This is a genomic window from Clostridium bowmanii (assembly GCF_018861315.1).
GTDB classification, from domain to species: Bacteria; Bacillota; Clostridia; order Clostridiales; family Clostridiaceae; genus Clostridium_AD; species Clostridium_AD bowmanii.
The window spans coordinates 124773-149016 of sequence record NZ_JAHLDL010000001.1 but is presented as its reverse complement, the minus strand read 5'-3'; the positions used below and the strand labels follow the sequence as shown (position 1 = coordinate 149016).

At 31.7% G+C, this 24244-nt stretch carries 19 protein-coding genes, 3 pseudogenes, 4 riboswitches and 1 other annotated feature; of the genes and pseudogenes, 13 read left to right on the top strand and 9 right to left on the bottom strand.

Going from position 1 to position 24244, the window contains the following annotated elements; translation table 11 throughout:
* The first annotated feature begins 42 nt into the window (after positions 1-42).
* Together KPL51_RS00705 and KPL51_RS00700 are read left to right on the top strand one after the other, a co-directional pair.
* The gene (locus KPL51_RS00705; protein ID WP_216155837.1) at positions 43-735 is read left to right on the top strand and encodes a response regulator transcription factor; all 693 of its coding nucleotides are present in this window, start codon (positions 43-45) and stop codon (positions 733-735) included.
* A complete protein-coding gene (locus tag KPL51_RS00700; protein WP_216155834.1) occupies positions 713-2893 on the top strand; it encodes a sensor histidine kinase in 2181 nt (726 codons plus the stop codon). Before KPL51_RS00705 ends, KPL51_RS00700 begins: the two co-directional genes overlap by 23 nt.
* Before the next feature lie 93 nt (positions 2894-2986).
* Here the strand turns inward: KPL51_RS00700 and metA are convergent, their stop codons facing one another.
* A complete protein-coding gene (gene metA / locus KPL51_RS00695; RefSeq protein WP_216155832.1) occupies positions 2987-3904 on the bottom strand; it encodes a homoserine O-acetyltransferase MetA in 918 nt (305 codons plus the stop codon).
* A 119-nt stretch (positions 3905-4023) separates the two neighbouring features.
* A riboswitch (SAM riboswitch) is annotated at positions 4024-4133 on the bottom strand.
* Between the two features lie 142 nt (positions 4134-4275).
* Positions 4276-4385, top strand: a riboswitch (SAM riboswitch).
* 161 nt (positions 4386-4546) lie between these two features.
* On the opposite strand from metA, the gene metF reads away from it, so the two are divergent.
* The 6 genes from metF (at position 4547) to KPL51_RS00665 (ending at position 10229) form a co-directional block, all read left to right on the top strand.
* On the top strand, positions 4547-5446 hold the full coding sequence (gene metF / locus KPL51_RS00690) for a methylenetetrahydrofolate reductase [NAD(P)H] (protein WP_216155828.1): 900 nt from the start codon (positions 4547-4549) through the stop codon (positions 5444-5446).
* 134 nt (positions 5447-5580) lie between these two features.
* Positions 5581-6420, top strand: coding sequence for an ATP-dependent sacrificial sulfur transferase LarE (gene larE, locus KPL51_RS00685; RefSeq protein ID WP_216155826.1), 840 nt, complete (start codon positions 5581-5583; stop codon positions 6418-6420).
* A 255-nt stretch (positions 6421-6675) separates the two neighbouring features.
* A complete protein-coding gene (cysK, locus tag KPL51_RS00680; protein WP_216155822.1) occupies positions 6676-7611 on the top strand; it encodes a cysteine synthase A in 936 nt (311 codons plus the stop codon).
* A 197-nt stretch (positions 7612-7808) separates the two neighbouring features.
* Positions 7809-8041: a binding site (T-box leader), on the top strand.
* Positions 8042-8214: 173 nt separating this feature from the next.
* A complete protein-coding gene (locus tag KPL51_RS00675; protein WP_216155819.1) occupies positions 8215-8859 on the top strand; it encodes a class I SAM-dependent methyltransferase in 645 nt (214 codons plus the stop codon).
* A gap of 22 nt (positions 8860-8881) precedes the next feature.
* Complete coding sequence (locus KPL51_RS00670) at positions 8882-9334, top strand: S-ribosylhomocysteine lyase (protein WP_216155817.1); 453 nt, start codon at positions 8882-8884, stop codon at positions 9332-9334.
* On the top strand, positions 9318-10229 hold the full coding sequence (locus KPL51_RS00665) for a PLP-dependent cysteine synthase family protein (RefSeq protein WP_216155814.1): 912 nt from the start codon (positions 9318-9320) through the stop codon (positions 10227-10229). The genes KPL51_RS00670 and KPL51_RS00665 overlap by 17 nt, the downstream gene beginning before the upstream one ends.
* A gap of 99 nt (positions 10230-10328) precedes the next feature.
* Here KPL51_RS00665 and KPL51_RS00660 read toward each other — a convergent pair whose 3' ends face one another.
* The 3 genes from KPL51_RS00660 to KPL51_RS00655 form a co-directional block, all read right to left on the bottom strand.
* Entirely contained in the window at positions 10329-12710 is a 2382-nt protein-coding gene (locus KPL51_RS00660; protein WP_216156134.1) for a homocysteine S-methyltransferase family protein, read from the bottom strand.
* Positions 12711-12781: 71 nt separating this feature from the next.
* The gene (locus tag KPL51_RS23830) at positions 12782-12916 is read right to left on the bottom strand and encodes a hypothetical protein (RefSeq protein WP_263628112.1); all 135 of its coding nucleotides are present in this window, start codon (positions 12914-12916) and stop codon (positions 12782-12784) included.
* Between the two features lie 119 nt (positions 12917-13035).
* A complete protein-coding gene (locus KPL51_RS00655; protein WP_216156131.1) occupies positions 13036-14322 on the bottom strand; it encodes an O-acetylhomoserine aminocarboxypropyltransferase/cysteine synthase family protein in 1287 nt (428 codons plus the stop codon).
* Between the two features lie 149 nt (positions 14323-14471).
* Positions 14472-14582, bottom strand: a riboswitch (SAM riboswitch).
* Between the two features lie 132 nt (positions 14583-14714).
* Positions 14715-14825, bottom strand: a riboswitch (SAM riboswitch).
* A 276-nt stretch (positions 14826-15101) separates the two neighbouring features.
* On the opposite strand from KPL51_RS00655, the gene KPL51_RS00650 reads away from it, so the two are divergent.
* The 3 genes from KPL51_RS00650 (at position 15102) to KPL51_RS00640 (ending at position 17731) form a co-directional block, all read left to right on the top strand.
* The gene (locus tag KPL51_RS00650) at positions 15102-15638 is read left to right on the top strand and encodes a hypothetical protein (protein ID WP_216155811.1); all 537 of its coding nucleotides are present in this window, start codon (positions 15102-15104) and stop codon (positions 15636-15638) included.
* A gap of 229 nt (positions 15639-15867) precedes the next feature.
* Entirely contained in the window at positions 15868-16788 is a 921-nt protein-coding gene (locus tag KPL51_RS00645) for an ABC transporter ATP-binding protein (protein ID WP_216155808.1), read from the top strand.
* Position 16789: 1 nt separating this feature from the next.
* Entirely contained in the window at positions 16790-17731 is a 942-nt protein-coding gene (locus KPL51_RS00640) for an ABC transporter permease (protein ID WP_224853451.1), read from the top strand.
* An 81-nt stretch (positions 17732-17812) separates the two neighbouring features.
* Here KPL51_RS00640 and proC read toward each other — a convergent pair whose 3' ends face one another.
* From proC to KPL51_RS00620, 4 genes and pseudogenes are all read right to left on the bottom strand, one after another.
* On the bottom strand, positions 17813-18619 hold the full coding sequence (gene proC / locus KPL51_RS00635; protein WP_216155802.1) for a pyrroline-5-carboxylate reductase: 807 nt from the start codon (positions 18617-18619) through the stop codon (positions 17813-17815).
* 19 nt (positions 18620-18638) lie between these two features.
* A pseudogene (locus KPL51_RS00630) lies at positions 18639-19900 on the bottom strand (pyruvate formate lyase family protein); the annotation flags it as partial.
* 131 nt (positions 19901-20031) lie between these two features.
* Positions 20032-20249 (bottom strand): annotated as a pseudogene (locus KPL51_RS00625) (4Fe-4S binding protein); the annotation flags it as partial.
* A 20-nt stretch (positions 20250-20269) separates the two neighbouring features.
* A pseudogene (locus KPL51_RS00620) lies at positions 20270-20830 on the bottom strand (helix-turn-helix domain-containing protein).
* Between the two features lie 595 nt (positions 20831-21425).
* Between KPL51_RS00620 and rbr the strand changes: the two are divergent.
* Positions 21426-22013 carry a rubrerythrin gene (gene rbr, locus KPL51_RS00615; protein WP_216155799.1) on the top strand — a complete coding sequence of 196 codons (588 nt, stop codon included), beginning with the start codon at positions 21426-21428 and terminating at the stop codon, positions 22011-22013.
* A 40-nt stretch (positions 22014-22053) separates the two neighbouring features.
* Positions 22054-22188 carry a hypothetical protein gene (locus KPL51_RS23825; RefSeq protein ID WP_263628108.1) on the top strand — a complete coding sequence of 45 codons (135 nt, stop codon included), beginning with the start codon at positions 22054-22056 and terminating at the stop codon, positions 22186-22188.
* Between the two features lie 83 nt (positions 22189-22271).
* Here KPL51_RS23825 and KPL51_RS00610 read toward each other — a convergent pair whose 3' ends face one another.
* A complete protein-coding gene (locus KPL51_RS00610) occupies positions 22272-24242 on the bottom strand; it encodes a PAS domain-containing sensor histidine kinase (RefSeq protein WP_216155797.1) in 1971 nt (656 codons plus the stop codon).
* Positions 24243-24244: the final 2 nt, after the last annotated feature.

The following is a 24244-nucleotide window of genomic DNA, read 5'->3' as shown; positions in this document are numbered from 1 at the left end:
ATTCTCTATTAACATGTATAATATAAGTAAGGGGTGATTTTCATGACTATGCACAATGTTTTAATTGTAGATGACGAATGTGAGATAAGGGAAGCCATAGAAATATATTTAAAAAATGAAGGTATTAGAGTATATCAAGCGGTGGATGGTATAGAAGCTTTAGAAGTTTTGAAAGAACAAGAAATTCACCTTATATTAATGGATTTAATGATGCCTAGAATGGACGGAATTAAGGCTACATTTAAAATAAGAGAAAGCAAAAACATACCAATAATAATGCTTTCAGCTAAATCAGAAGATACAGATAAAATACTAGGTCTTAATATAGGTGCGGATGATTATATTACAAAACCCTTTAATCCAATGGAACTAGTGGCTAGAGTTAAATCTCAGCTAAGAAGGTATACAAACCTTGGAAACTATAAAGAGAGTGATGATGAGATAAATGTACGTGGACTTATATTAAACAAAAACTCGAGGATGGTAACAGTGGAAGAAAAGGAAGTTAGACTTACATCCATTGAATATAGAATACTGGAACTATTAATGGCAAATAAGGGAAGGGTATTTTCAATTGAAGAAATATATGAGAGAGTTTGGGAAGAAACTTTTTATAATGGAGAAAATACTGTTTCTGTTCACATAAGGAGAATAAGAGAGAAGATAGAGATAAATCCAAAAGAACCTGAATATTTAAAGGTGGTGTGGGGTATTGGATATAAAATCGAAAAATAAAAATGTATATATTATGGTACTTATTATATGTGTATATATGTTTGCACTTTCGGCATTGTCGATAAAAGACATTATAAATAATAGAAATTATCTAGGAGCGGAGCCTTATTTTAATAGCTCAGATTTTAAAAATGAGTTAGTTGTTTATTTTAATAATATAAAAGCACTTAATGGGATTTATAAAGATTATTCACAAAAATCAGATGATGAAAAGGTTACAAATGAAGAATTAATATCATCTAAAACATTGTATGATTCTAATCTCAAAAATAGTGAAGAAGAAATAAAAAATAAGTATACTAATGATATAGTAGTAGCAGAAAAAGAAGGAAATACACAGGCTGTAAAAAGGTTAACTGAGGGGAAAGATAGTGAACTTAATCAATTAAAAAAAGAAAACACAAAGACAGTAGAGGATATGAAAAAGGAAATAGCTTCATATAAAACTAAAGACTATGAAAATATTAAAAGCGCTGTAAAAGAAAAGAGTTTAATAAAATACTACATAGAAAATAAAACGAACAATGTGATAGACACTAACATAGTAAATGTTTCAGATATAGATTTGTATGTAAAAAATAATGCCTTGTACAGTAAAAAATTTCCCGAACAATCCATAAATAATAATGATGGAATGGCTTCAATAAATCAGGAAGTAGGTATTGGGGGGCAAGCATATTTTATTATTCCAAAGGATATGGATCAAAACAATTATATCTATTCTAATTATATTTATTATAATTCTGTAGCGCAAAGAATTATTAAAGAGGCAATAATAGGAGCTGTGTCATTTATTATTGGATTTATAATGCTTATATATGTATTAAAGAAAGACTATATGGAAATGTGTTTTATTGGAAATCCAAATAAGAAGTACTATAATATTCCCTTAGATATATGGACATTTATTTTTGTAATATTTTCACTTGTAATAAATAGCTACATAAATAGAGTGGGATTTTTCTCTAAACCATATAATTTTCACCAAATTTATATGCTTACTATAATAGCATTTTATATTTACTTCTTTATTCTTAGTGTCAGAGTGGGAGCTAATTTAATAAAAGATAAAGAGAAATTAAGAGCTGAGGTGAAAAATTGTGTCTTTAATAAATTCTCTAGATTTATGAAAGAGAGCCCAATTACTCAAAGTACTAAGTTTAAAGTAAGAGGTATTATTATACTTACTTTATTATGTGGAGTGTCAATACTAGGGGCATTTATTGCATTAGTGTCCGGTTCATTCTTTGTAATAATACCAACAGTATATGTACTTTGCTACCTAGTATTTATAACAATTTACTCCTTTAAGGGAATAAGCGTTTTTGGAGGTATTTTAAAAGGAACGGAACAGATAGTTTCAGGAAATCTTAATTATACTATAGAAGAAAGTGGTAAAGGTGACTTTTTCAAACTAGCTCATAACATAAATAATATGAAGGTTGGGTTTAAAAAGTCTCTTGAAAATGAGATAAAAAGCGAAAGGCTTAAGTCTGAACTTATAACAAGTGTGTCTCATGATTTAAAGACACCACTTACTTCAATTATAAATTATGTAGATTTGCTAAAAAAAGAAGGCTTATCCAAGGAAGAATCACAGGGGTATATAGATGTATTAGATAGAAAATCTCAGCGGCTTAAGATACTTATAGAGGACCTGTTTGAAGCATCTAAGATGGCTAGTGGTGCGGTGGAACTACATACAGAAAAAGTAGATGTAACTGCACTACTTTCGCAATCATTAGCAGAGCTAGAAGAGAAAATTAACAATTCCTCTTTAATTTTTAAGTTAAAGAGCCCCAGCGAAAAGGTTTATGCAAATCTAGATGGGAAAAGAACCTGGAGAGTATTTGAAAATCTTATAAATAATATATTAAAATACTCGCTTCCCAAAACTAGAGTATACATTGAGTTAATAGAGAAGGATTCTAAAATAATTATAACAATGAAAAACATCTCATCATATGAAATGGATTTTGACAATGAAGAAATATTTGAAAGATTTATTAGGGGAGACAAGTCAAGAAATACTGAAGGCTCAGGGCTAGGACTGTCCATTGCTAAGAGCATTCTAGAGCTTCAAGGTGGAACTCTTAGTATTGAAATTGATGGAGATCTCTTTAAAGCTAAGGTGACTATCCCATCTTTTCCTAAGTAAGGTGATTTTTCATGAAAAATAGGGATTTATGAAATTAACCATGTGCATTAAAAGCTGCTGAGATAAATATATTATAAGCAGCTTTTATGCGTGTTATTTCAGATGCACTAAATTATAAGGTGTTTCTTGGTAAACATAATAATTCAACCAATTTGTGAAAAGTAGATTTGAATGACCTCTCCATTTTACAACAGGTGTTTTTAAGGGATCATCATCTGGATAATAATTTTTAGGTACATTTATATTTAATCCATTTGATATATCTCTATTATATTCACTTTTTAAGGTTAAGGGATCATACTCTGAATGTCCGGTTATAAATATTTGGCGTCCCTTTTTTGCTGATAAAATGTAGAGCCCAGATTCTTCAGATTCTGATATGATTTCAAGTTCTTGGATTTTATAAATATCAGCCTTTCTTATTTCAGTGTGCCTGGAATGTGGAGCATAGAATTCATCGTCAAATCCACTTAAAAGCTTAGTGTTTTGTTTTGTTATTTTGTGTTTAAACACTCCGAACATTTTACTATCTAGTTTATGTTTTTGCACTCCATAGTGATAGTAAAGCCCTGCCTGAGCACCCCAACAAATATGCAAGGTAGAGAATACATTATGTTTACTCCATTCCATAATAGTTTTAAGTTCCTCCCAGTAATCTACTTCTTCAAAAGGAACACTTTCAATGGGGGCTCCTGTTATTATCATTCCATCAAATTTAGAATCCTTTATTTCCTTAAAAGTATTATAAAACTTAATTAAATGTTCCTCGGAAATATTTTTACATGCATGGCTTTCTGGGTGAAGAAGAACTATATCAATCTGCAATGGAGAGTTTCCAAGCAGTCTTAAAATTTGTGTTTCAGTTTCAATTTTTGTGGGCATAAGGTTCAATATTACAATCTTTATAGGGCGAATATCTTGATGAAATGCACGATCTTCTGTAATAGTAAAAATATTTTCTTTATTTAAAATTTTGAAAGCTGGAAGATTGTCAGGTATTTTTATAGGCATTTAAATCTCTCCTTATACTAAATTTTTTTTATTGGCAATAAAAAAGCTACTTTCCAATAAGGAAAGTAGCAATAATAACTTTAATCGGCAAAAATAATGCATAAGAAAAGCTGCTAACGTCCTTATCTTTCAGATTTTACAATCTGATGGAATTGACACCAATGCATTTAAATAAAATGCTGGTTGTCGGGCATCATCGGGCCAGTCCCTCTGCCGCTCTGGATAAGTTGTATTAAGTTGTTAGTGTTTAGTATATTGCTCATAGAAGTGATTGTCAATACCTTTTTAATAAAACTAATTTTATCCCTATATTTTGTATTGACATTTATTTTCATATAAGTTACAATAAAAAACAAATAAAACTTAATAATTTCTTATCAAGAGAGGTGGAGGGACTGGCCCTGTGAAACCCAACAACCGGTATTCTAATTTGAGTACAAAGGTGTTAATTCCAACAGAACATTGTTCTGAAAGATAAGTAACTAGTATTTTAATATATTGTAATGAAATATTACTACTTTTCTTATTGAAAGGTAGTTTTTTGCGTATATTATTAAAAAAACTGCTTTCGTATTTGAAAGCAGTTTTTCTGTTTATATACTAAAAATAACAATTGAATAAAGATGGTGAAAGGAGATTTATATGCAAATTAAGAATTTATATAATAATAAAAGACCAGTTATATCTTTAGAAATATTTCCACCAAAGCAAACTACTCCAATAAACACCATATATGATACAATTGACGGTCTTAAAGATTTAAAACCTGATTTTATTAGTGTGACTTATGGTGCTGGTGGTAGTAGTAGAGATTATACCGTAGAAATAGCTAATATCCTAAAAAACAAGTATAATGTTGAAACACTTGCACATCTTACCTGTTTAAATTCAACAAGTTTTGAAATTGAAGGTATTTTAAATAAATTAAAAGTACGAGATATAGAAAATATTCTAGCATTAAGAGGAGACCTTCCAAGTGACGATCAAAATAATAACAGTAATCCTCAATTTGAACATGCAAGTGATCTGGTAAAACAGATAAAAAGTCATGATAATTTTTGTATAGGTGGAGCTTGTTATCCAGAAGGGCATATTGAATGTTCAAGTAAAATTCATGATTTGAAATATTTAAAAGCTAAGGTTGATAATGGATTAGATTTTTTAATAACTCAGATTTTCTTTGATAATGAAATGCTATATGATTTCTTAGAAAGACTGGATATATTAGGAATAAAAATTCCTATTTCGGCCGGTATAATGCCTGTGATAAACAAAAAACAAATTGAGAGAATCACTCAAATGTGCGGGAGTAAATTAACACAAAAATTTAAAAGAATTATTGGAAAATATGAACATAATCCTGAGGCGCTTAAGGAGGCGGGTATAATTTATGCAACAGAGCAGATCATAGATTTACTCTCATCTGGAATAGATGGAATTCATCTATACACCATGAATAAACCTGAGGTGGCTCAAAGAATATTTTCCAATATTTCAAATATAAGAAGCACATTAGTAAACGATTCGGAAATTATTATTTAATATTTCTGATTGTGAAAATTAGCAACTTTTGAGTTGCTAATAAGTGTTTAATGTAATAAAATATAACAGAGTGTAAAAATAAAATAAAATAAAGTTAGTTGGTATACTGACGGTTACCATCAGGAGGATGAAATATGGAATTGGAACAGAAATTTCAAAAGTTAAAGGATAATCTTAAAGATTTAGGAAGTGTGGCAATAGCATATTCAGGAGGTGTTGATAGCACATTTCTTTTAAAGGTAGCAGCTGATGTTTTGGGTGATAGTGTTATAGCTATTACTGCAAAGTCCTCAACATATCCGGAAAGAGAATTTAAAGAAGCTGTTAAATATATTGAAGGCATTGGAGCAAAACACATAGTTATAATTTCCGAAGAATTAGAGATTGAGGGATTTGCTAAAAATCCTGTTAATAGATGTTATTATTGTAAAAAGGAACTTTTTTCAAAAATTAGAAAAGTTGCTGATGACAATAATATTAATGCAGTTTTAGATGGTTCTAATGCTGATGATGTTTCCGATTTTAGGCCGGGAATGAAGGCGGCTAGGGAATTAGAAGTTATTAGCCCATTAAAGGATGCTGGGTTTACAAAAAATGATATAAGAGTATTGTCAAAGAAATTAGGCGTACCTACTTGGAACAAGCCTGCTTTTGCATGCCTTTCGTCAAGATTTCCATATGGTAATGAGATAACAGTGGAAAAATTAAGCATGGTAGAAAGAGCAGAGCAGTTTTTGATGGATTTAGGATTTAGGCAGATAAGAGTAAGACATCATGAAGATATAGCAAGAGTAGAAGTTAATGCTGAAGAACGAGAAAAATTCTTCAATATCGAACTTATGGATAAGGTTGGGAATGAATTGAAAAGTATTGGATTTAAATATGTAACGCTTGATTTGTTAGGGTATAGAACTGGAAGTATGAATGAGGTACTTAGTGAGACTGAAAAGAATTCACAAAAAGCTATTGATTAAAATCAATAGCTCTTTTTCTTATGATCAAACTATTTATTTGATTAGCAGATCAATATGGTAATATTTTAGAGATATTGAAATAAGTAATATAGTTGACATTATTTTAAATTAGTACTAATATAATAGTATCAAACTAAATATATAGGAATAGTATGTATTAAACATAAAATGTACTTAGTAGTAATTTTAAAATAATATAAACACTAATTAAATATATATATTTAAACTAAATAAAATAATCAAGGAGGAATTACAATGTCAAAAATTGCAAAAAAATTAACGGAATTAATAGGTAATACACCACTTTTGGAGCTTACAAATTATAATGAAGAAAAAGGAGTTCAAGGGAAAGTAGTTGCAAAATTAGAGTCCTTTAATCCTGGTGGAAGTGTAAAAGATAGAATAGGATATTCAATGATTTTGGATGCAGAAGTAAAAGGGTTAATTAATAAGGATACTGTAATTATAGAACCTACTAGTGGAAACACAGGAATAGGATTAGCTATTGTAGCAGCTTCAAAAAAATATAAATTAATACTTACTATGCCTGATACTATGAGCATTGAGAGAAGAAGTGTACTTAAAGCTCTTGGTGCAGAATTAGTTTTAACTCCAGGAAAGGATGGTATGAAAGGAGCTATTAAAAAAGCAGAAGAGCTTGCAGCTCAAACTCAAAACTCTTTTGTACCTCAACAATTTGAAAATGCATCAAATCCAGACATTCATAGGAAGACAACAGCTGAAGAAATATGGAATGATACAGATGGTAAAGTGGATATATTTGTAGCTGGAGTTGGTACAGGTGGTACTATTACAGGAGTTGGTGAAGCTTTAAAGAAAAAGAACCCTAATATCAAAATAGTAGCAGTAGAACCTAATGATTCCCCTGTATTATCGGGTGGAGCGTCAGGTCCTCATAAAATTCAAGGCATCGGGGCGGGTTTTGTACCAAAGGTTTTAAATACTGGAATAATAGATGAAATATATAAAGTTAAGAATGAAGAAGCTTTTAGTACAACTAGAGATTTAGCTAGATCTGAGGGATTATTAGTTGGTATATCTTCAGGAGCAGCAACTTTTGCAGCTACTGAAATTGCAAAAAGAAGTGAAAATAAGGGCAAAATTATTGTGGTATTATTGCCAGATACTGGTGAGAGGTATTTATCAACTCCAGTTTTTCAAGAGGTATAGTTTATACATCTAAAATTTCAGTTTAAAATAAAACTGATTAGTTACTCTAATATATTAAGAGACCTTGAACTTATAATCAAGGTCTCTTTCTTGTGCAAAATAAGTAAAAGGGTGTTATACAAATATTTTCAATTAGGGTTGACAAAAATAAAATATAGCATATAATAAAAATATAAACTAAACCTATATGAATACTAAGATATACAATGAAAAAGGAAAGTAGTATGTTGCAGGGATACAGAGAGGAAGCACCGCTGAGAAGCTTCTACCTAAAGATATACGAAGTGCACTTTGGAGTATGGACCCGAAATTGTAGTAGGGGACTACGGGTTCGCCCGTTAAAGCGATAAAGCATTTTGTGCTTAAATTAAGTGGGATTCTATATCTAATTAGGGTGGGACCGCGGAGGAAACATTGCTTCGTCTCTATAAAACGAGACGGGCTTTTTTGTCGTCAAAAATTCTATTAGAAAATAAAATAATAATATTGGGGGTTGAAAAATGTTAGTTAACAAAGAAATGAACCAGAGCATTTTAGCTAAAATAATAGTATTTATTTAAGAGATTAATCTTAAAGTAAAAATAAATAAAGGGAGGTAATATAATGAGCTCATTAGATTATTTTAACGAAATAGCTAAAAGCTGGAATGTAATAAGAAGTGAGTACTTTGAAGAAAGATTAAAGTATAAGGTATTATCTAAAGTAAGCATAAAAGATAAGGTGGTGGCTGACCTAGGATGCGGAACTGGATTTTTATCTTTAGCATTGGCCTTAGATGCAAGTATTGTTTTTTCGATAGATCAATCGGTAAATATGCTTAGAGAATCCAGAAAATTAATGGATAGTAAAAAATTCAACAATGTATATCCAATAATTTCATCCATAGACAATTTGGTTTTGTTTGATGAATCTGTAGATGTAGTCTTTATTAATATGGCCCTTCATCATGTGAAGGATGCTAAAAAAGCTATTCAAGAGATGCATAGAGTAATTAAAAAAGATGGAACCTTGATAATATCAGATGTACAAGAGCACAATGGCCAGTGGGCAAAAGAAGAAATGTTTGACGAATGGCTTGGCTTTTCAAATAATCAGATTGAAGAGTGGTTGACTGATGCTGGGTTTAATACAGTGAATATTGAGAATACGGATTTAAAATGCAAAGGTTATTCTAGTAAAGGAGAATATACAGAAACTGGAATTTTCATTGCAGTAGCAAATAAGGGTGGTCTAAATTATGAAATTTAATACATTTGAGGAGGTTAAATAAATGGTAAAAGTTGAAAGTTTTTCATTAGATCACACAAAGGTGAAAGCACCTTTTGTAAGGAAATGTGAAGTTAAAGTAGGAGAAAAGGGTGATGTAGTAACAAAGTTTGACTTAAGATTCATGCAACCTAACGAAGAGTTTATGGATATATCATCCATTCATACTTTAGAACATTTGCTTGCTGGCTATATGAGAGAAGTAATGGATGGAATTATAGACATCTCACCTATGGGCTGTAGAACAGGCTTTTATATGATAACTTGGAATGATGTTAGTGTGGATAAGGTTATAGAAACCCTGAATTATGGACTGGAAAAAGTAATAGAATCAGTAGAAATTCCAGCAACTAATAAATTTCAATGTGGAAATTATAAAGATCATTCGTTAGAAGGAGCAAAAACATTTGCAAAATTAGTTCTAGATAGGGGTGTTAGCAGTGAAATATATAAATAGTATATTAGATATTATAGGAAATACACCACTTCTAAAACTAAATAATTTGGGAGTTAAAGAAGGGGTAAATATCTTTGCAAAACTAGAGGGTGAAAACCCCGGTGGTAGTGTAAAAGATAGGGTTGGAGTTTTCATGATAAAAGATGCGGAAGATAGAGGAATTCTTAAGAGTGGATATACTATTGTTGAGGCTACCGCAGGAAATACTGGTATAGGAGTGGCGCTTGCAGCCATAAATAAAGGCTACAATATAATATTTGTGGTTCCAGAAAAATTCTCTGTGGAAAAGCAAACTTTAATGAAAGCATTAGGTGCAACTATTATTAGCACACAAAGAGAAGATGGAATGCTTGGTGCCATTGATAAGGCAAATCAGCTATTGAATGAAATTCCAAATTCTATTTCACTGAAGCAATTTGAAAATGAGGCCAATCCAAAGTCTCACTATGAAACTACAGGACCAGAAATATATGATGCACTAGAGGGCAAAATTGATTACTTCGTTGCAGGCGCAGGAAGTGGTGGTACTTTTAGTGGTGTTATGAAATATCTAAAGGAAATGAATGAAGATATAAAAGGAATTCTAGTGGATCCTTATGGATCAACCCTTGGGGGTGGTGAAGAGCACTGTTATGATATTGAAGGGATAGGAAATAATTTTGTGCCTAGCACCATGGATATGAATTTAGTCAACCTTGTTACTAAAATCACTGATGATGAGGCTGTAAATATGGTAAAGTTAATTGCCGTGAAAGAGGGATTGATTGTAGGTAGCTCTTCAGGGGCTGCAATAGCTGCGGCAATAAAACTTGGAGCAACTATAGAAAGTGGAAACATTGTTGTAATACTCCCAGATAGAGGCGATAGATATTTTAGTAAGAGTATCTATAATTAATGACAGTTACAATTTTGGTCTTTCCATATATGTTACAATGAAAAGAGACACCTCTTTGTTTAAAAGAGGTGTCTCTTAATAGTGGGGTATGCGAATAATTTACTCACACTTGAAAAATTTTCTAGCAATTTTTACAGATTCAGTTGCATCTTTTGCATAATAATCAGCATCTATCATTTTTGCATATTCTTCATTTAATACTGCGCCTCCAACCATAACGGTACAATCTAAATTATTCTCCCTAAGTGCTTTTATTGTTTCCTCCATGCTTCTTACTGTTGTGGTCATAAGAGCACTCAAACCAACTAATTTAATATTTCCACTTTTAACTGCGTTAACCACATCATTTTCATGAACATCCTTACCTAAGTCTATTACCTCAAATCCATAGTTTTCTAATAAAATTTTCACTATGTTTTTTCCAATATCGTGAATATCACCTTTAACAGTTGCAAGTGCAATTTTGCCTTTGCTAAGTTTAGTGCCGGTACTTGCTAGCATGCTTTCTTTAATTACTTCAAAAGCTTTTTTCACTGTTTCTGCAGATTGTAATAATTGTGGAAGAAATATTTCTCCACTTTCGTATTTTTTTCCCACAATATCAAGTGAGGGAATTAGATATTTATTAACAATTTCCATTGCCGACATGGTTTTTAAAAGTTCTAATGTTAGTTCTTTTGCCTCTTCTTTTAAACCATCAATAATAATTCTATCTAAATCTCTATTTTTATGGACTCCATTAGTTATAGTTTTTTCTTCAAAGGATGAATAAGCATTTATATATTTTTTTGAATTTATGTCCTTATTCCATAGAACATTAAATGCATTAATTGTAGATATCATTTCCGTTGAGAGAGGATTTAGAATAGGTGCATCAAGTCCAGCGGTTAATGCAGCGGCTAAAAATGTTCTATTTAATATTTCTCTTTGTGGCAAGCCGAAGGATACATTGCTTACTCCAAGAGTTGTTTTAACTCCAAGTGTAGATTTAACAAGTCCAACTGCCCTTATAGTTTCTTTAACCTCACTTTGCTGAGCTGATGCGGTTAAAACTAGACAGTCAATTATAATATCAGCTCTTTCTATTCCATACTCTTCTGCTCGTCTAACAATTTTTTCTGCTATTTTAAGTCTATCTTCAGCTTTTGATGGAATGCCATTATCATCAAGGGTTAAGCCTATAACGCAGGCCCCATATTTTTTAACGATTGGAAATATTGAATTCATTACTTCATCTTTACCATTAACAGAATTTATTAGGGGCTTGCCATTATATATTCTAACTGCTGCCTCAATTACGTCGGGGCGAACACTATCAATTTGAAGGGGAAGATTCACAACACTTTTAAGTTCTTTTATTACTTGTATCATAACTTCTCGCTCGTCAATTTCAGGAAGTCCCACATTTACATCTAATATATCTGCGCCTGCATCTCTTTGATTAATGGCTTCTTGCAGTATATAATCCAAATTGTTATTTTTCAAAGCCTCTTTAAGCTTTTTTTTGCCCGTAGGATTTATTCGTTCACCAATAATTTTTATACCTTCTCCAAGCACTATTGTTAAGGACGATGAACTTACTGCTGTTATTTTTTGAACATTACGGTGTACAGGTTCTAAGTTTTTAAGCACATTATTTATAGCTTTTATATGCTCACATGTGGTTCCACAGCATCCACCTAAGATCGTAACACCCATTTCTACCATAAGTTTTGCATACTCCGCAAATTCATGTGCCTCAACATTAAAAACTGTTTGTCTATTCTTAAGTTTAGGAAGTCCAGCATTAGGCTGAACCATAACTGGAACTTTTGAGTACTTAATAATTTCGGTAACTATAGGTAACATTTCATTTGGTCCAAGGGAACAATTTACTCCAATTGCATCCACTCCTAGGGACTGAAGCACATTGACCATAGTAATTGGATCTGTACCAGTTAATGTTCTTCCATCACTTTGATATGACATTGTACATATTATGGGAAGTGAACTATTTTCCTTTGCTGCAAGAATAGCAGCCTTAGCTTCATAAATATCTGTCATTGTCTCAATAAGTATTATATCTGCGCCTTCCCTAGCACCAATCTTAATTTGCTCTGAAAAAGTATCATATGCATCCTCAAATGTTAACATCCCTAGTGGCTCCATTAACTGACCTATAGGTCCAATATCAAGAGCAACCAGCCTGTTGCCAGCTACTTTTCTTGCTATTTTAACAGCACTTACCACAATTTCAGAAACTGTATATTGCGAATTTTTAAGCTTATACCTATTTGCACCGAATGTATTGGTGGTTATAACATCGCTACCAGCTTCAAAGTATTCACTGTGTATTTTTTCAATGATTTCTGGGTGTAATATATTGTAGCTTTCAGGTAATTCACCTCTCTTAAGGCCGTATTTTTGGAGCATTGTTCCCATAGCTCCGTCAAACAATAAAAAATTATTAAGATTTATTTTTTTACACACAATATTCACCATCCTTTCTAAAATAGCAATCATTATTTTCACAACTTTTACATTTATCTTTGAATTTTAGAGTTGGAATTTCACTAAGTCCTATAAATGCGGTTACATATATCAATGACCTCTTTACAACAGACCTCAATTAAATCCATTAATTTCTTATCAATTTTTTGATTTTTAAATCCTAAATATCTTAAGACTTCCTTTTTATCAATTTTCATAGAATTCTCCAATCAGTTTTCTTTAGAATAAAGTATAAATACAATAAATGCAAATATAAAAATTGTTCCTAAGCCACTCACAATAAGATATATCTAGCTATAAACTAACAACTTATTAATTAAATAGTTTTATCAAGTGCCTGCTGCAAATCATATATAATGTCCTCGATTCCTTCAACACCAATTGAAAGTCTTATCAAATCTGGAGTAACTCCAGCAGCTTTCTGCTCCTGGGCATTTAGTTCTGCATGAGTTGTGCTTGACGGGTGAATTACTAGAGATTTTGCATCTGCAACATTTGCAAGTAGCGAGAATAACTCCACACTGTTAATAAATTTCTTTCCAGCTTCAAGTCCACCTTTTATTCCAAAAGTGAATATTGATCCTGCTCCTTTTGGTAGATATTTTTTAGCTAATTCCTTATATTTACTTTCTTCTAGTTCAGGATAACTTACCCATGAAACTTGTGGATGATTACTCAAAAATTCAACTACTTTCCTAGCATTTGAAACATGTCTCTCAACTCGTAATGACAAGGATTCTAATCCTTGAAGGAATAAAAAAGCACTCTGAGGGCTAAGTGTTGCGCCTGTATTTCTTAAGAGTTGCGTTCTAGCTTTTATGGCAAATGCAGCAGCACCTAAATCACTGTATACCAGGCCATTATAACTTTTATCTGGAGTTGTAAAATCAGGGAATTTACCACTTGCTGCCCAATCAAATTTACCACCATCAACTATAATTCCACCAATAGTAGTTCCATGGCCTCCAATGAATTTTGTTGCTGAATGAATAATTACATCTGCACCATACTCAATTGGACGGCAAAGGTAAGAGGTTGCAAAGGTATTATCAATAATAAGTGGAATTTTGTTTGTGTGTGCAATATTTGCTACAGCTTCTATATCTAAGACGTTTATTTTTGGATTTCCTAATGTCTCGCCGTAAAGGGCTTTTGTTTTGCCAGTTATAGCTTTTCTAAAGTTTTCAGGATCATCTGGGTCAACAAAGGTTACGTTAATTCCAAGTTTTCTAAGGGTAACGTTAAATAATTCATAAGTACCGCCATATAACGTGCTTGCAGCTACTATTTCATCTCCTGAACTTGCTAAATTAAGTATTGAGTAGAATGTTGCTGCTATTCCTGATGCTGTAGCAAGTCCTGCCACACCACCCTCTAGCTCTGCAACTCTTTTTTCAAAAACATCTGTAGTTGGGTTCATTATTCTTGAGTAGATATTTCCTGGTTCTTTCAATTGAAATAAATTTGCTGCATGATCTGCATTTTTAAAAACATAAGATGATGTTTGATAAATTGGAACTGCTCTTGCACCTGTAGTAGGATCTGGAACCTGACCTGCATGTACTTGTAATGTTTCAAAACTTAATTTTCTTTCACTCATAATAAATTCTCCTTTTTTACAATTATTTTATTTGGTTATTTTTGATAAATAATACCTCATTAGTTTAAAAATAAAAAAACTGCTCTCCTATAAGGAAAGCGGCATGATTAACTTTAATAAACAATAAAATTGTTTTATAAAATTTGCTAACATCCTTATCCATCAGATTATATAATCTGATGGAATTGACACCATTGCATCCTTTTAAAAATGCCGGTTGTCGGGCTTCATAGGGCCAGTCCCTCCGCCTCTCTGGATAAGTTGTATTCAATTTTAAGTACTTAGTATATAATTAGTTAACTTCATAGGAGAATAAAAAAACTACTCTCCTATAAGGAAAGTAGCAATAATTAACTTTAATAAACAATAAAATTGTATAATAAAATTTGCTAACATCCTTATCTCTCAGATTTTACAATCTGCTGGATTTGACACCAATACATTTAATTGAAAATGCTGGTTGTCGGGCTTCATAGGGCCGGTCCCTCTGCCTCTCTTGATAAGTTGTATTTAGTTGTTGTTGTTTAGTATACTGTCCATGGCAGTAATTGTCAACATCTTTTTACTGCTCGACAGATTTTTTTTATTGTGATGTTTACGGAATTGCAAAGAGGAATGGGTTGGTTAGAAGATCTATCAATAAATTCTATTATGCTTGTGGGGAATTCGCATTGTGTTGTAACCCCTTTGTAATAATTTTGACATCTAATTGATACGATATGGTAGAGAACACAGTATATAATAAGTACTATTAGATAAGGTTATTAAAAGGAGCGATTTTCATGAAAAAGATAGCTACATTAACTATATTGGTATTATTTAGTGTTTTTACAGCTGCATTTACCTCAAATGCAATTACAAAAGGCTCTAATTCAAGTACAAAAGAAATAGTTCAAAGTGATTCGCTAAGTAGTGAAAGTAATAAAGAAACTTCTAAAAAAGATACTAGTTTTTTAAACTATATTAAACTAATAGGCCTTAACAAAACAGAACTTATGGAAAAGCTTGGGGAAGAGCCAACTACTATTGATGAGGGTGGACTAAAGTTTTCACAATTAGATATTAGAGTTTGGTTTAAAGATTACGGAAAGGGACCAGTAGAGCAGGTATACATTGACAATAAAGATGTGGATTTTGATGGGTTAAGACTTGGTGATAAAATATGCAGTTTTAAAGAAAAATTTGGAAAACCGGTGGAGGAGCATCTTAGTTTCGCAATTAGTAATTTTAAATATAAAGGGATAGTGTTATCTGTATATTACGATCCAAAAACAGAAACAACTTTTGCAGTATATATTTTAGATGAAAATGTTAAGTAAAAAGGGTGTTATGAAAAAGCACTAGTTACTTTGCTAAATGATGTGAAGTAACTAGTTTTTTTATTGACAAAAGACAACCGTTGTTACGCATTGAGGTTACGAGACTTCGGCAGCTGGTTTGAGATTTAAAGTTGTCAGTGCTATAATATCTTATGACACTGAGGTGTTTGTTTTAGAATAAAATTGGTAGAGAAAAGATTTAAATTGACTCAAGGAGGGTGACATAAAAATGAAAACTATAGTACAAATAAAGAATGTTACAAAGAAAATTGGAAAAAAAGTAATAATAGATGATCTTACTTTTGACGTACACTTAGGGGAGGTGTTTGGATTCCTGGGACCCAATGGGGCTGGTAAAACTACTACTATTAAAATGCTTTTAGGACTGATGTCTATTACTAAAGGTGAAATGTATATTGATGGATATAATGTTGAAAAGGATTTTGAAAAGGCCATTGCTAAAGTAGGTGGAATTATTGAAAATCCAGATTTATATAAATACTTAACAGGATATCAAAATCTTCTTCATTTTTCAAGAATGTATCCAGATGTAAAAAAGGAACGTATAGACGAGGTTATAAAAATTGTGGGTCTTGAAAAAAGAATACACGAGAAAATAAAGAAATATTCGCTAGGTATGCGCCAAAGACTGGGAGTTGCACAAGCACTTCTTAACTCTCCAAAGCTGTTGGTACTAGATGAACCTACTAATGGGCTAGATCCTGCTGGAATTCATGAATTGCGAAATCATTTGAGGACTCTAGCAAGAGAAGAAAACATTGCAGTAATAGTATCTAGTCACTTGCTTTCAGAGATGGAGCTTATGTGTGACAGGGTAGGAATAATACAAAATGGAAAATTGGTTAGGATCCAAGATATGAAGGAAATGCTTGAAGATGAGGTGGATTCAGTTATAGCGCTAACTGTTACCCCACTGGAAAGTGCAAAAATATATTTAGATGGTCTTAATAGCAAATATAAACCGAAAATAGTTGATAAGGAAATTGAAATTATAGAGAATATAGAAAATATACCAGAACTTGTTGAGAAACTTGTAGGCCAGGGAATTAAAATCTACGGCATTCGTAAAGAGCAACAAAGCTTAGAGAAAAAATTCTTGGAAATGACAGGAGGTAATGAAATTGCGTAAAATGATGAATTTAGTTCGTAATGAAAATATGAAGCTTTCCCATAGTATTAGTACGTGGATAATGATGGGGATATTAGTTCTTATTATAGTAGTAGCCGGCCTATTAACTAGATTTACAGGTCCTCAGGCGCCTATTAGTGATTGGAAAGCAGAGCTGACAATTCAAAACCAGGCTTATAAGCAAGATTTAACTAATCCAGAGTTGCCTAAAATGGTAAAGGACAGATCCGCAAAGGAATTACAAACTAATGAATATAGGCTTAAAAATGATATACAACCAGTGCAAGGCAATTCATTATGGGGATTTGTAGAAGGAATGGGTGGTGTAATATCACTAATTGCTCTTTTTGCAATTGTAATGGGTGGCAAAATAGTAGCAAATGAGTTTTCCGAAGGCACAATTAAACTACTATTAATAAGACCTTCAAAGCGATGGAAAATTTTGATTTCAAAATATATATCGGTTATTGGGTATACTCTCTTAATGCTTTTAGTGCTTTTTATAGTGTCATTCCTTGTTGGAGGAATATTATTTAGCTTTAGTGGTGCAGGCACACCTTTCCTTACAAATTCAAGTGGTAAAATTATTGAGGTTAATATGATAGTACATATTGTGCAGCTTTATGGACTTAAGTCTATCAACTTAATTATGATGGTTACTTTAGCATTTATGATTTCTACGGTTTTCCGTAATAGTGCAATGGCTACAGGAGTTGGAGTTTTTCTTTTAACTGTAGGGAATGTAATAACAATGATGCTTACTAAATATAATTGGTCAAAATATATGTTATTTACAAATACAGATTTGAATCAATATATTAGTGGAGAGCCATTAGTTAAAGGTATGACAATGAAGTTCTCAGTTATTGTACTGATAGTTTATTTTATAATTTTTAATGTTATTTCATATATTGGGTTTACTAAAAGAGATATAGTAGCCTAAAATTAAATAAAAAATAAATATCCTAAAAAGTTAAGGTGCCGCAATAAAGCGCACCTTAACTTTTTTAGGTTATATTCTCAATTATTTAGATAATTCAATAGATTTTTGAGTTGTTTTTCTAACAGCTGAAATAACTGAATATCTAAAGCCACTTTCTTCAAGTGCAGCTACACCTTCAATAGTAGTTCCACCAGGGGAACATACCATGTCTTTCAAAACACCGGGATGTTTTCCCGTTTCTAGTACCATTTTAGCAGAGCCTAGTACAGCTTGAGCTGCAAACGTGTAAGCCTTATCTCGGGGCATTCCATCTAGTACTGCTGCATCTGCCATGGATTCAATAAACATGTATACAAAAGCTGGAGATGAACCACTGACGCCAGTTACCACATCCATTAATTTTTCAGTAATTATTTCTGCTTTTCCAAAACTTTCAAACATAGTAACTATTTCAGAAAGTTCTGCATTTGTTACTATTTCATTAGGGCAAATTGCGGACATTCCTGCACCAACAAGTGCTGGAGTGTTAGGCATTACTCTAACTATTTTAAGTTTTCGGCCAAACATATCTTCGGTACTTTTAATAGCTTTTCCAGCTGCAATAGTAACAATTATTACATCTTCTTTAACTTGATCCTTTATTTGTTTTATTACTACTCCATACAGGTTTGGTTTTACTGATAATACAATAATATCAGATATTTTAGCTACTTCATTATTATCTGTAGTGGTTTTAATGCCATATGTTTGAGCGGTTTCGGCCAAACTAAGTTCATTTAAGTCTCCTACAATAATACTACTAGGCATTAATAAATTTGCATTTAATATTCCACCAATCATTGCGCGACCCATATTTCCGCATCCGATAAACCCTATTTTTTTATTCATAATTTACCTCCATTGTTTTTTAACAGCCACATCCAACAAGGGATTGGTCTGTTCTTCCAATTATCTCATCTTGAAGCACTTTGTCAAGGTTGTTAAAGTAATCGCTGTATCCTGCAACTCTTACTATTAGATCATTATAGTCGTCTGGATTTTTTTGTGCAGCGAGAAGTGTATCCTTACTGACAATATTAAATTGAATGTGGTGACCGTCTAATCACTCCAGCATTATAATCTTTGCCTTTTGAAATACAATCGCTGGTTAATACTGATAGGAAAGGCTCTGGCATAAGGGTTGCATATAATCTTTTATAACTCTATTGCCTCTCATTTTTATAGCTATAAAGTGCTTTAACTGTTTTTTATAAGCTTCAAATAATTCATTGTATGTTTCAAATTTTGATGCTTCTCCTGTTTCAAAACCTAACTTTTCCCCAGTCATCAAATCAATTCCGTTGTTAAGAGTAATTTCCATTACTTTAGGCAAGTTAAAGTAGCCTGTCAAAATATAAGCCTCTTTTCCGAATGCACCTGCTTCAACACATCCACTAGTACCTCCACATCTTGCATCTTCTAAGGATTTACCTGCAGTAACAAGTTCTTGCGTGACTGCATCAGCATTGAACATTGATGGTTGACCTAAGCCTTTTCTGGATATCGCGCAAGCTGTCTTCACAAACTTTTGGGGACTCATTTTACTTATTTGTACATTTGAACTTGGTTGCAAAAGCTGCATTTCATCAACTACATAAAGGAGAAGGTAACTTACATCATTCACTCCGTTAAGGCCGTCTGCTTTAACTCCACTAAGTCACAAGCTATATCCATTGCTTCCAATTGGTTTTTCTTATCAAGAGCTTCGTCATCATTATAAAAGTTAAGCTTTGAAATAGCCTTCGCTATGTCAACTTTAAAATCTAAAAAGCCCTTTTAAAATATTTTATCATCGCCACTAGTATGGCCTGGGCCTCTTTGCTCCATGAATTCTGTAAACATTGCAGCTGCATAGCAGTCCTTCCACTGCTCAGTCATGTTTTCAAGTATTCTGTATCTCATGGATTTCTTTTCCCAAGCAGGTATAATTAAATCCTCTTGAATTTTTCTACTTTTAGCATCAAACTTAAAGGATATTCTCTCCCTAGCATCCATAACATCGAAATCCTGCAAGGTATGGCAGCATAATTCTGGATAAGTACAAGTTGAAGCAGGTTCTTCTCCTCTTTCACCAACAATTAATTCACCATCATTAATGCATAGTTTTTTTTTCGACATAATTTCTTTTAAAACTAAAGCGCGAAGAACAGGAATTGAAGATTTCGACACGCACTCTCGTGACTTCAGTCATGAGTTAGTGGTGTTAAGTATTATTGTATAAAATATAAGTAAATTACACATACTAAGTGTTGATACTGTGCCCTTAGTTCTATTGCTTTTGCAGGACATATGTTAACACATGAGCCACAGCCTGTACATCTTTCCATAAAGAACATAATTTCAAAATTATGATTTTGACTTTCTGAATTATGGCACCATAAGCAATTTAGTGGGCAACCTTTAAAAAAACCGTTGTGCGAATTCCAGGACCATCATGAATTGAATATTTTTGAATATTTATAATAGTAGCTGAACCCAAATAATTCACCCCCAATAAATTTATTTTTTAAAAAAATTTGGTGTATGAACTGTTAATAATTTTACGGTTTTACTGGTTTTGTTTGCTCAGTTATGTTGGAGTGTTGAGCTGTAATGGGCACTATCTCCAGGAAATAACTCATGTCTTTCATTGTTGATTAATAAAGTTAGAATTCCTTCTAGAACATATACAAACTCTTCACCAATATGTGGATATAGGGTTACTTCCTCAGTACTGTTGGTTGGAAGTATTTCGAAAATTCTTGGCAACATATTTTTGTTTTCAATATCATTTGTAAATTGGATTTGTATAATTTGATTATTTTCTACTTGAAATACTTCTCTTTCGTAGCTTCGAATAATATAATTTTTTTTATGTTTTGGTTCATCTAGAAAATAGGATAAAGTAACTTCTAAGGCTTTAGCAATATTCATTAAGGAATTAATGGCTACAGTTGTTAGACCTCTTTCTAGCTGTGATAAATATCCAATTGATAAACTAGTTTTTGCGCTTAAATCTTTTAAGGTTAAATGGTTTTTAGTTCTTAATTCTTTTATTTTTTTGCCAACGTCTGAAGTCATAATAATTCCTTGCTTTTTTTATTAGTAGATTATACGATATTTCATTTATATAAAAATATAACTATATATGCTATATAATATGTAATTTGTTCTTTTAGTTAACTTGATAATATTATAACACATGAAAACGTTTTTATATGGTCTAATTGTATATAAATTAATTTATTATTAGAAAATCATAAACCTTATATTTTAATTCCATAATGTATTTGTTATTTATTGAACTATGTATATGTATAAATATGAAAAACATTTCATGTAAATGATAAGTGAATACAAAAACAAATAATCTAATTTATAACCATCAGGCGTTGCAAGCTGTAATAAACTCTAAGCTGTACAGTGCTAAAACTCAACAAGTGGAGAAAAGCTAGCTTTTTTGCGTGTTTAATTATTATCACAATGGTTTTAATTTCAGGATTGCTTCGTTTTGTTCAAGAGACAAGAAGTGGTAATGCTGCTGAAAAACTGATTAAAATGGTTAAATCAAGTGATTATTTTAATAAATACCTTTTCATTAAATTAAGATATTTTTTTTTGGTAATACTAATAAATACAGTTATTTTCTTTAAGGAGAAAAACAAGGAGGTATTTCATGAAAATGTTAAAGGGCACAGAAACTGCTCAAAATCTTATGAGAGGACATGCAGGTGAAGCACAGGCTAGAAATAGGTATACTTATTATGCATCCGTAGCGAAAAAAGAAGGATACATACAAATATCAGACATATTCACAGAGACAGCAGTAAATGAATTAGCACATGCTAAAAGATTCTTTGAATTATTAAACGAAGAATTTAATGGTGAATCCGTAGAAATTAATGCATCTTATCCTGTAGGGCTTAGTGATACAAAGGGAAATTTATTATCAGGAGTGAATGGAGAAACAGAGGAGTGGACAGAAATTTATCCAACATTCGCGAGTGTTGCACGCAAAGAAGGATTTGAAAATATTGCACTTGCATTTGAAACGGTTGCTAAGGTAGAAAAACACCATGCTGATACATTTCAAGGGTTATTAACTAGTTTAGAAAGCAATACTATATATCATAGAGAAGTGGCAGTTAATTGGAAATGTAACAACTGTGGTTATATTTACGAGGGAACGGATGCTCCTAAAGTTTGTCCACTTTGTCAACATCCTCAGGGGTATTTCGAAGTATTAACAGAAAACTTTAAATAAAGTATTTAAGATATATAAACAGGTCTCAAAGAGGAACAATGTGTTTATATCAATAGCATTTATTGCATTTAAGAAGAATAAAGCTATTGAAAAGCCCTTTGAAGTTTTTAAAACTTATCATAGTGCACTAGTTTGGGGTATTATTGATACTTTCACAGTAGGATTTGCGAACTAATTTATTTAAAACAAGCCAATATCAACTTTGATATTGGCTTGTTACTTTATAATGCAGAAAAAGTAATCTCTCATGATAAAATATTATGAATAAATATCTGAAAACTCAATGTTTATTGTTTGAAGCTCACTTCTTATGCCCTTATCCTCAATTGAGTCATAAGGGACCGCTATTATTTTGTTTGGTAGCTCTATTGTAAATTTGCTACCTTTTCCTATTTCACTTTCTAAGTTAATAGTTCCACTATGTAGTTCAATAATTGATTTAACAAGGCATAAACCTATACCACTACCTTCAGCATTTCTAGATAGGGATTTATCGACCTGCTTGAATCTTTCAAATATCACATTTATATAATCTTTTTCAATTCCTATTCCAGTATCTTTTACAGATATTTCAACACTATCAACTTTATCGTGTATATTTACGAATATGCCATCTCCAGCAATTGAAAATTTAATTGCATTGGAAATAAGATTTAGCATAACTCTTTCAATATTAGTAGTGTCACAAGCAATAATTTTTTCTTCTATATCAGTATCAAAAACAATATTTAATCCTTTGTTCTCAACATATTCCGATACGGATTGAACAACTTCCTCAACAACATTAACTATATCTTCATTGGACACGTGTAACTTAAAAAAACCAGATTCAAGCTTGGATAAGTCTACTAAGTTATTAACTAATTTTGACTGCCTATTACAGTTTTGCGTTATAACCTTAATATATTTCTCAAGCTTATCTTCGTTTTCTACTAAGGAATTATTTTTTAGGTATAGGCCAAATAATTGAGTTGTACTAAAAATAACATTTAAAGGAGTTTTAATCTCATGGGAAATGTTTATAAAAAATTCTTCCTGCATTTTCAAGCTCTTTTCCAGTTGAAGTTTAGCTGTAGTTTCTTTAGTTATATCAAGTATAATTGCTATTACTTGTTGAATGTCACCCTCTAGTCCAAGTATTGGCTGATATAATACATTTACAAATGTTTTTTCCCCAAATACAGATAACTCTTTATATTTTATATAGGACGTTTCTTTTTTCTCTTTAATCATTTGAAAATGATAGAAAACATCAGTTTTATCAAACTCGGTAATGATATCTCCATAATTTTGACCTTTAACAATATCAATAGAGCTCATTTCAGGATTTAATCCATTTATAATATTTAATGCCTTTTGGTTAATGTCTGTGATGCTAAATTCAGGGTAGGATAATCTTATAAATGGTAAATCAAGGGTATCTATGGTCTTGTGGAGAAGGTCAAATTGACTTTGAAGTATTTTTTCGTATAATACAGTTTCTGTAACATTACTCAAACATTGTATTCCAACAATGAAATTACCCTTATCATCATAAATGGGAACACCACTTATATCATAAAAAGAAATAATGTCATTATTGTTTTTCATCACTCTATATCCTAATATTTTTTCACCTCTTAATATTCTAAAGCCTGGCATATCATCATGAGAAATTAAATTTCCGGAAATATCATAATAATCATTTTCTTTAAGACTCACTCCTAATTTGCTAAAGCAATCAAAGGTAGAAGGGAATATATCCCTTGCTGATTTATTTAATGTTATATAGTTACCATCTTTATCAAAAATGAATAAGGCCTCGGATGTGTTTTCAATAATTGCATTTAATTTTTTGTTACTCTCATATATGTTTTGCTCTAGGGTCCTTTTATTACTTACATCACGGCCAGTACCATAGATAATTCCCTGATCCCACTGGAATTTTATATTCCAAGAAATCAATTTGAAATTGCCATCCTTGCACTTATATCTAAATTCAAAAATTATAGCATCTAGTTGCTTTTTATGAGCTGATAATAAAGCGCACTCTAGTTCGTTTTTATCCTCCGGGTGTACTATAGAAAATAGATTTAATTTTTGTACTTCATCATTACTATATCCAAAAACTTTATTGAAAGCTGGGTTTGAATATTTAATTTTACCTGCAAAGGATAAAATACATAAAATTTGTGGTGTTAAGTTTACCAAGTTTTTGTAATTTTCTATATCTAATGTTGAATTGTCCAATA

Bases quoted from the DNA above. Each gene is read 5' to 3' on its own strand.
- KPL51_RS00705 (WP_216155837.1), top strand. From the start codon at position 43: ATGACTATGCACAATGTTTTAATTGTAGATGACGAATGTGAGATAAGG.
- metA (WP_216155832.1), bottom strand. From the start codon at position 3,904: ATGCCTATAAAAATACCTGACAATCTTCCAGCTTTCAAAATTTTAAAT.
- metF (WP_216155828.1), top strand. From the start codon at position 4,547: ATGCAAATTAAGAATTTATATAATAATAAAAGACCAGTTATATCTTTA.
- larE (WP_216155826.1), top strand. From the start codon at position 5,581: ATGGAATTGGAACAGAAATTTCAAAAGTTAAAGGATAATCTTAAAGAT.
- cysK (WP_216155822.1), top strand. From the start codon at position 6,676: ATGTCAAAAATTGCAAAAAAATTAACGGAATTAATAGGTAATACACCA.
- KPL51_RS00675 (WP_216155819.1), top strand. From the start codon at position 8,215: ATGAGCTCATTAGATTATTTTAACGAAATAGCTAAAAGCTGGAATGTA.
- KPL51_RS00670 (WP_216155817.1), top strand. From the start codon at position 8,882: ATGGTAAAAGTTGAAAGTTTTTCATTAGATCACACAAAGGTGAAAGCA.
- KPL51_RS00660 (WP_216156134.1), bottom strand. From the start codon at position 12,710: ATGGTGAATATTGTGTGTAAAAAAATAAATCTTAATAATTTTTTATTG.
- KPL51_RS23830 (WP_263628112.1), bottom strand. From the start codon at position 12,916: ATGAAAATTGATAAAAAGGAAGTCTTAAGATATTTAGGATTTAAAAAT.
- KPL51_RS00650 (WP_216155811.1), top strand. From the start codon at position 15,102: ATGAAAAAGATAGCTACATTAACTATATTGGTATTATTTAGTGTTTTT.
- KPL51_RS00645 (WP_216155808.1), top strand. From the start codon at position 15,868: ATGAAAACTATAGTACAAATAAAGAATGTTACAAAGAAAATTGGAAAA.
- KPL51_RS00640 (WP_224853451.1), top strand. From the start codon at position 16,790: ATGATGAATTTAGTTCGTAATGAAAATATGAAGCTTTCCCATAGTATT.
- proC (WP_216155802.1), bottom strand. From the start codon at position 18,619: ATGAATAAAAAAATAGGGTTTATCGGATGCGGAAATATGGGTCGCGCA.
- rbr (WP_216155799.1), top strand. From the start codon at position 21,426: ATGAAAATGTTAAAGGGCACAGAAACTGCTCAAAATCTTATGAGAGGA.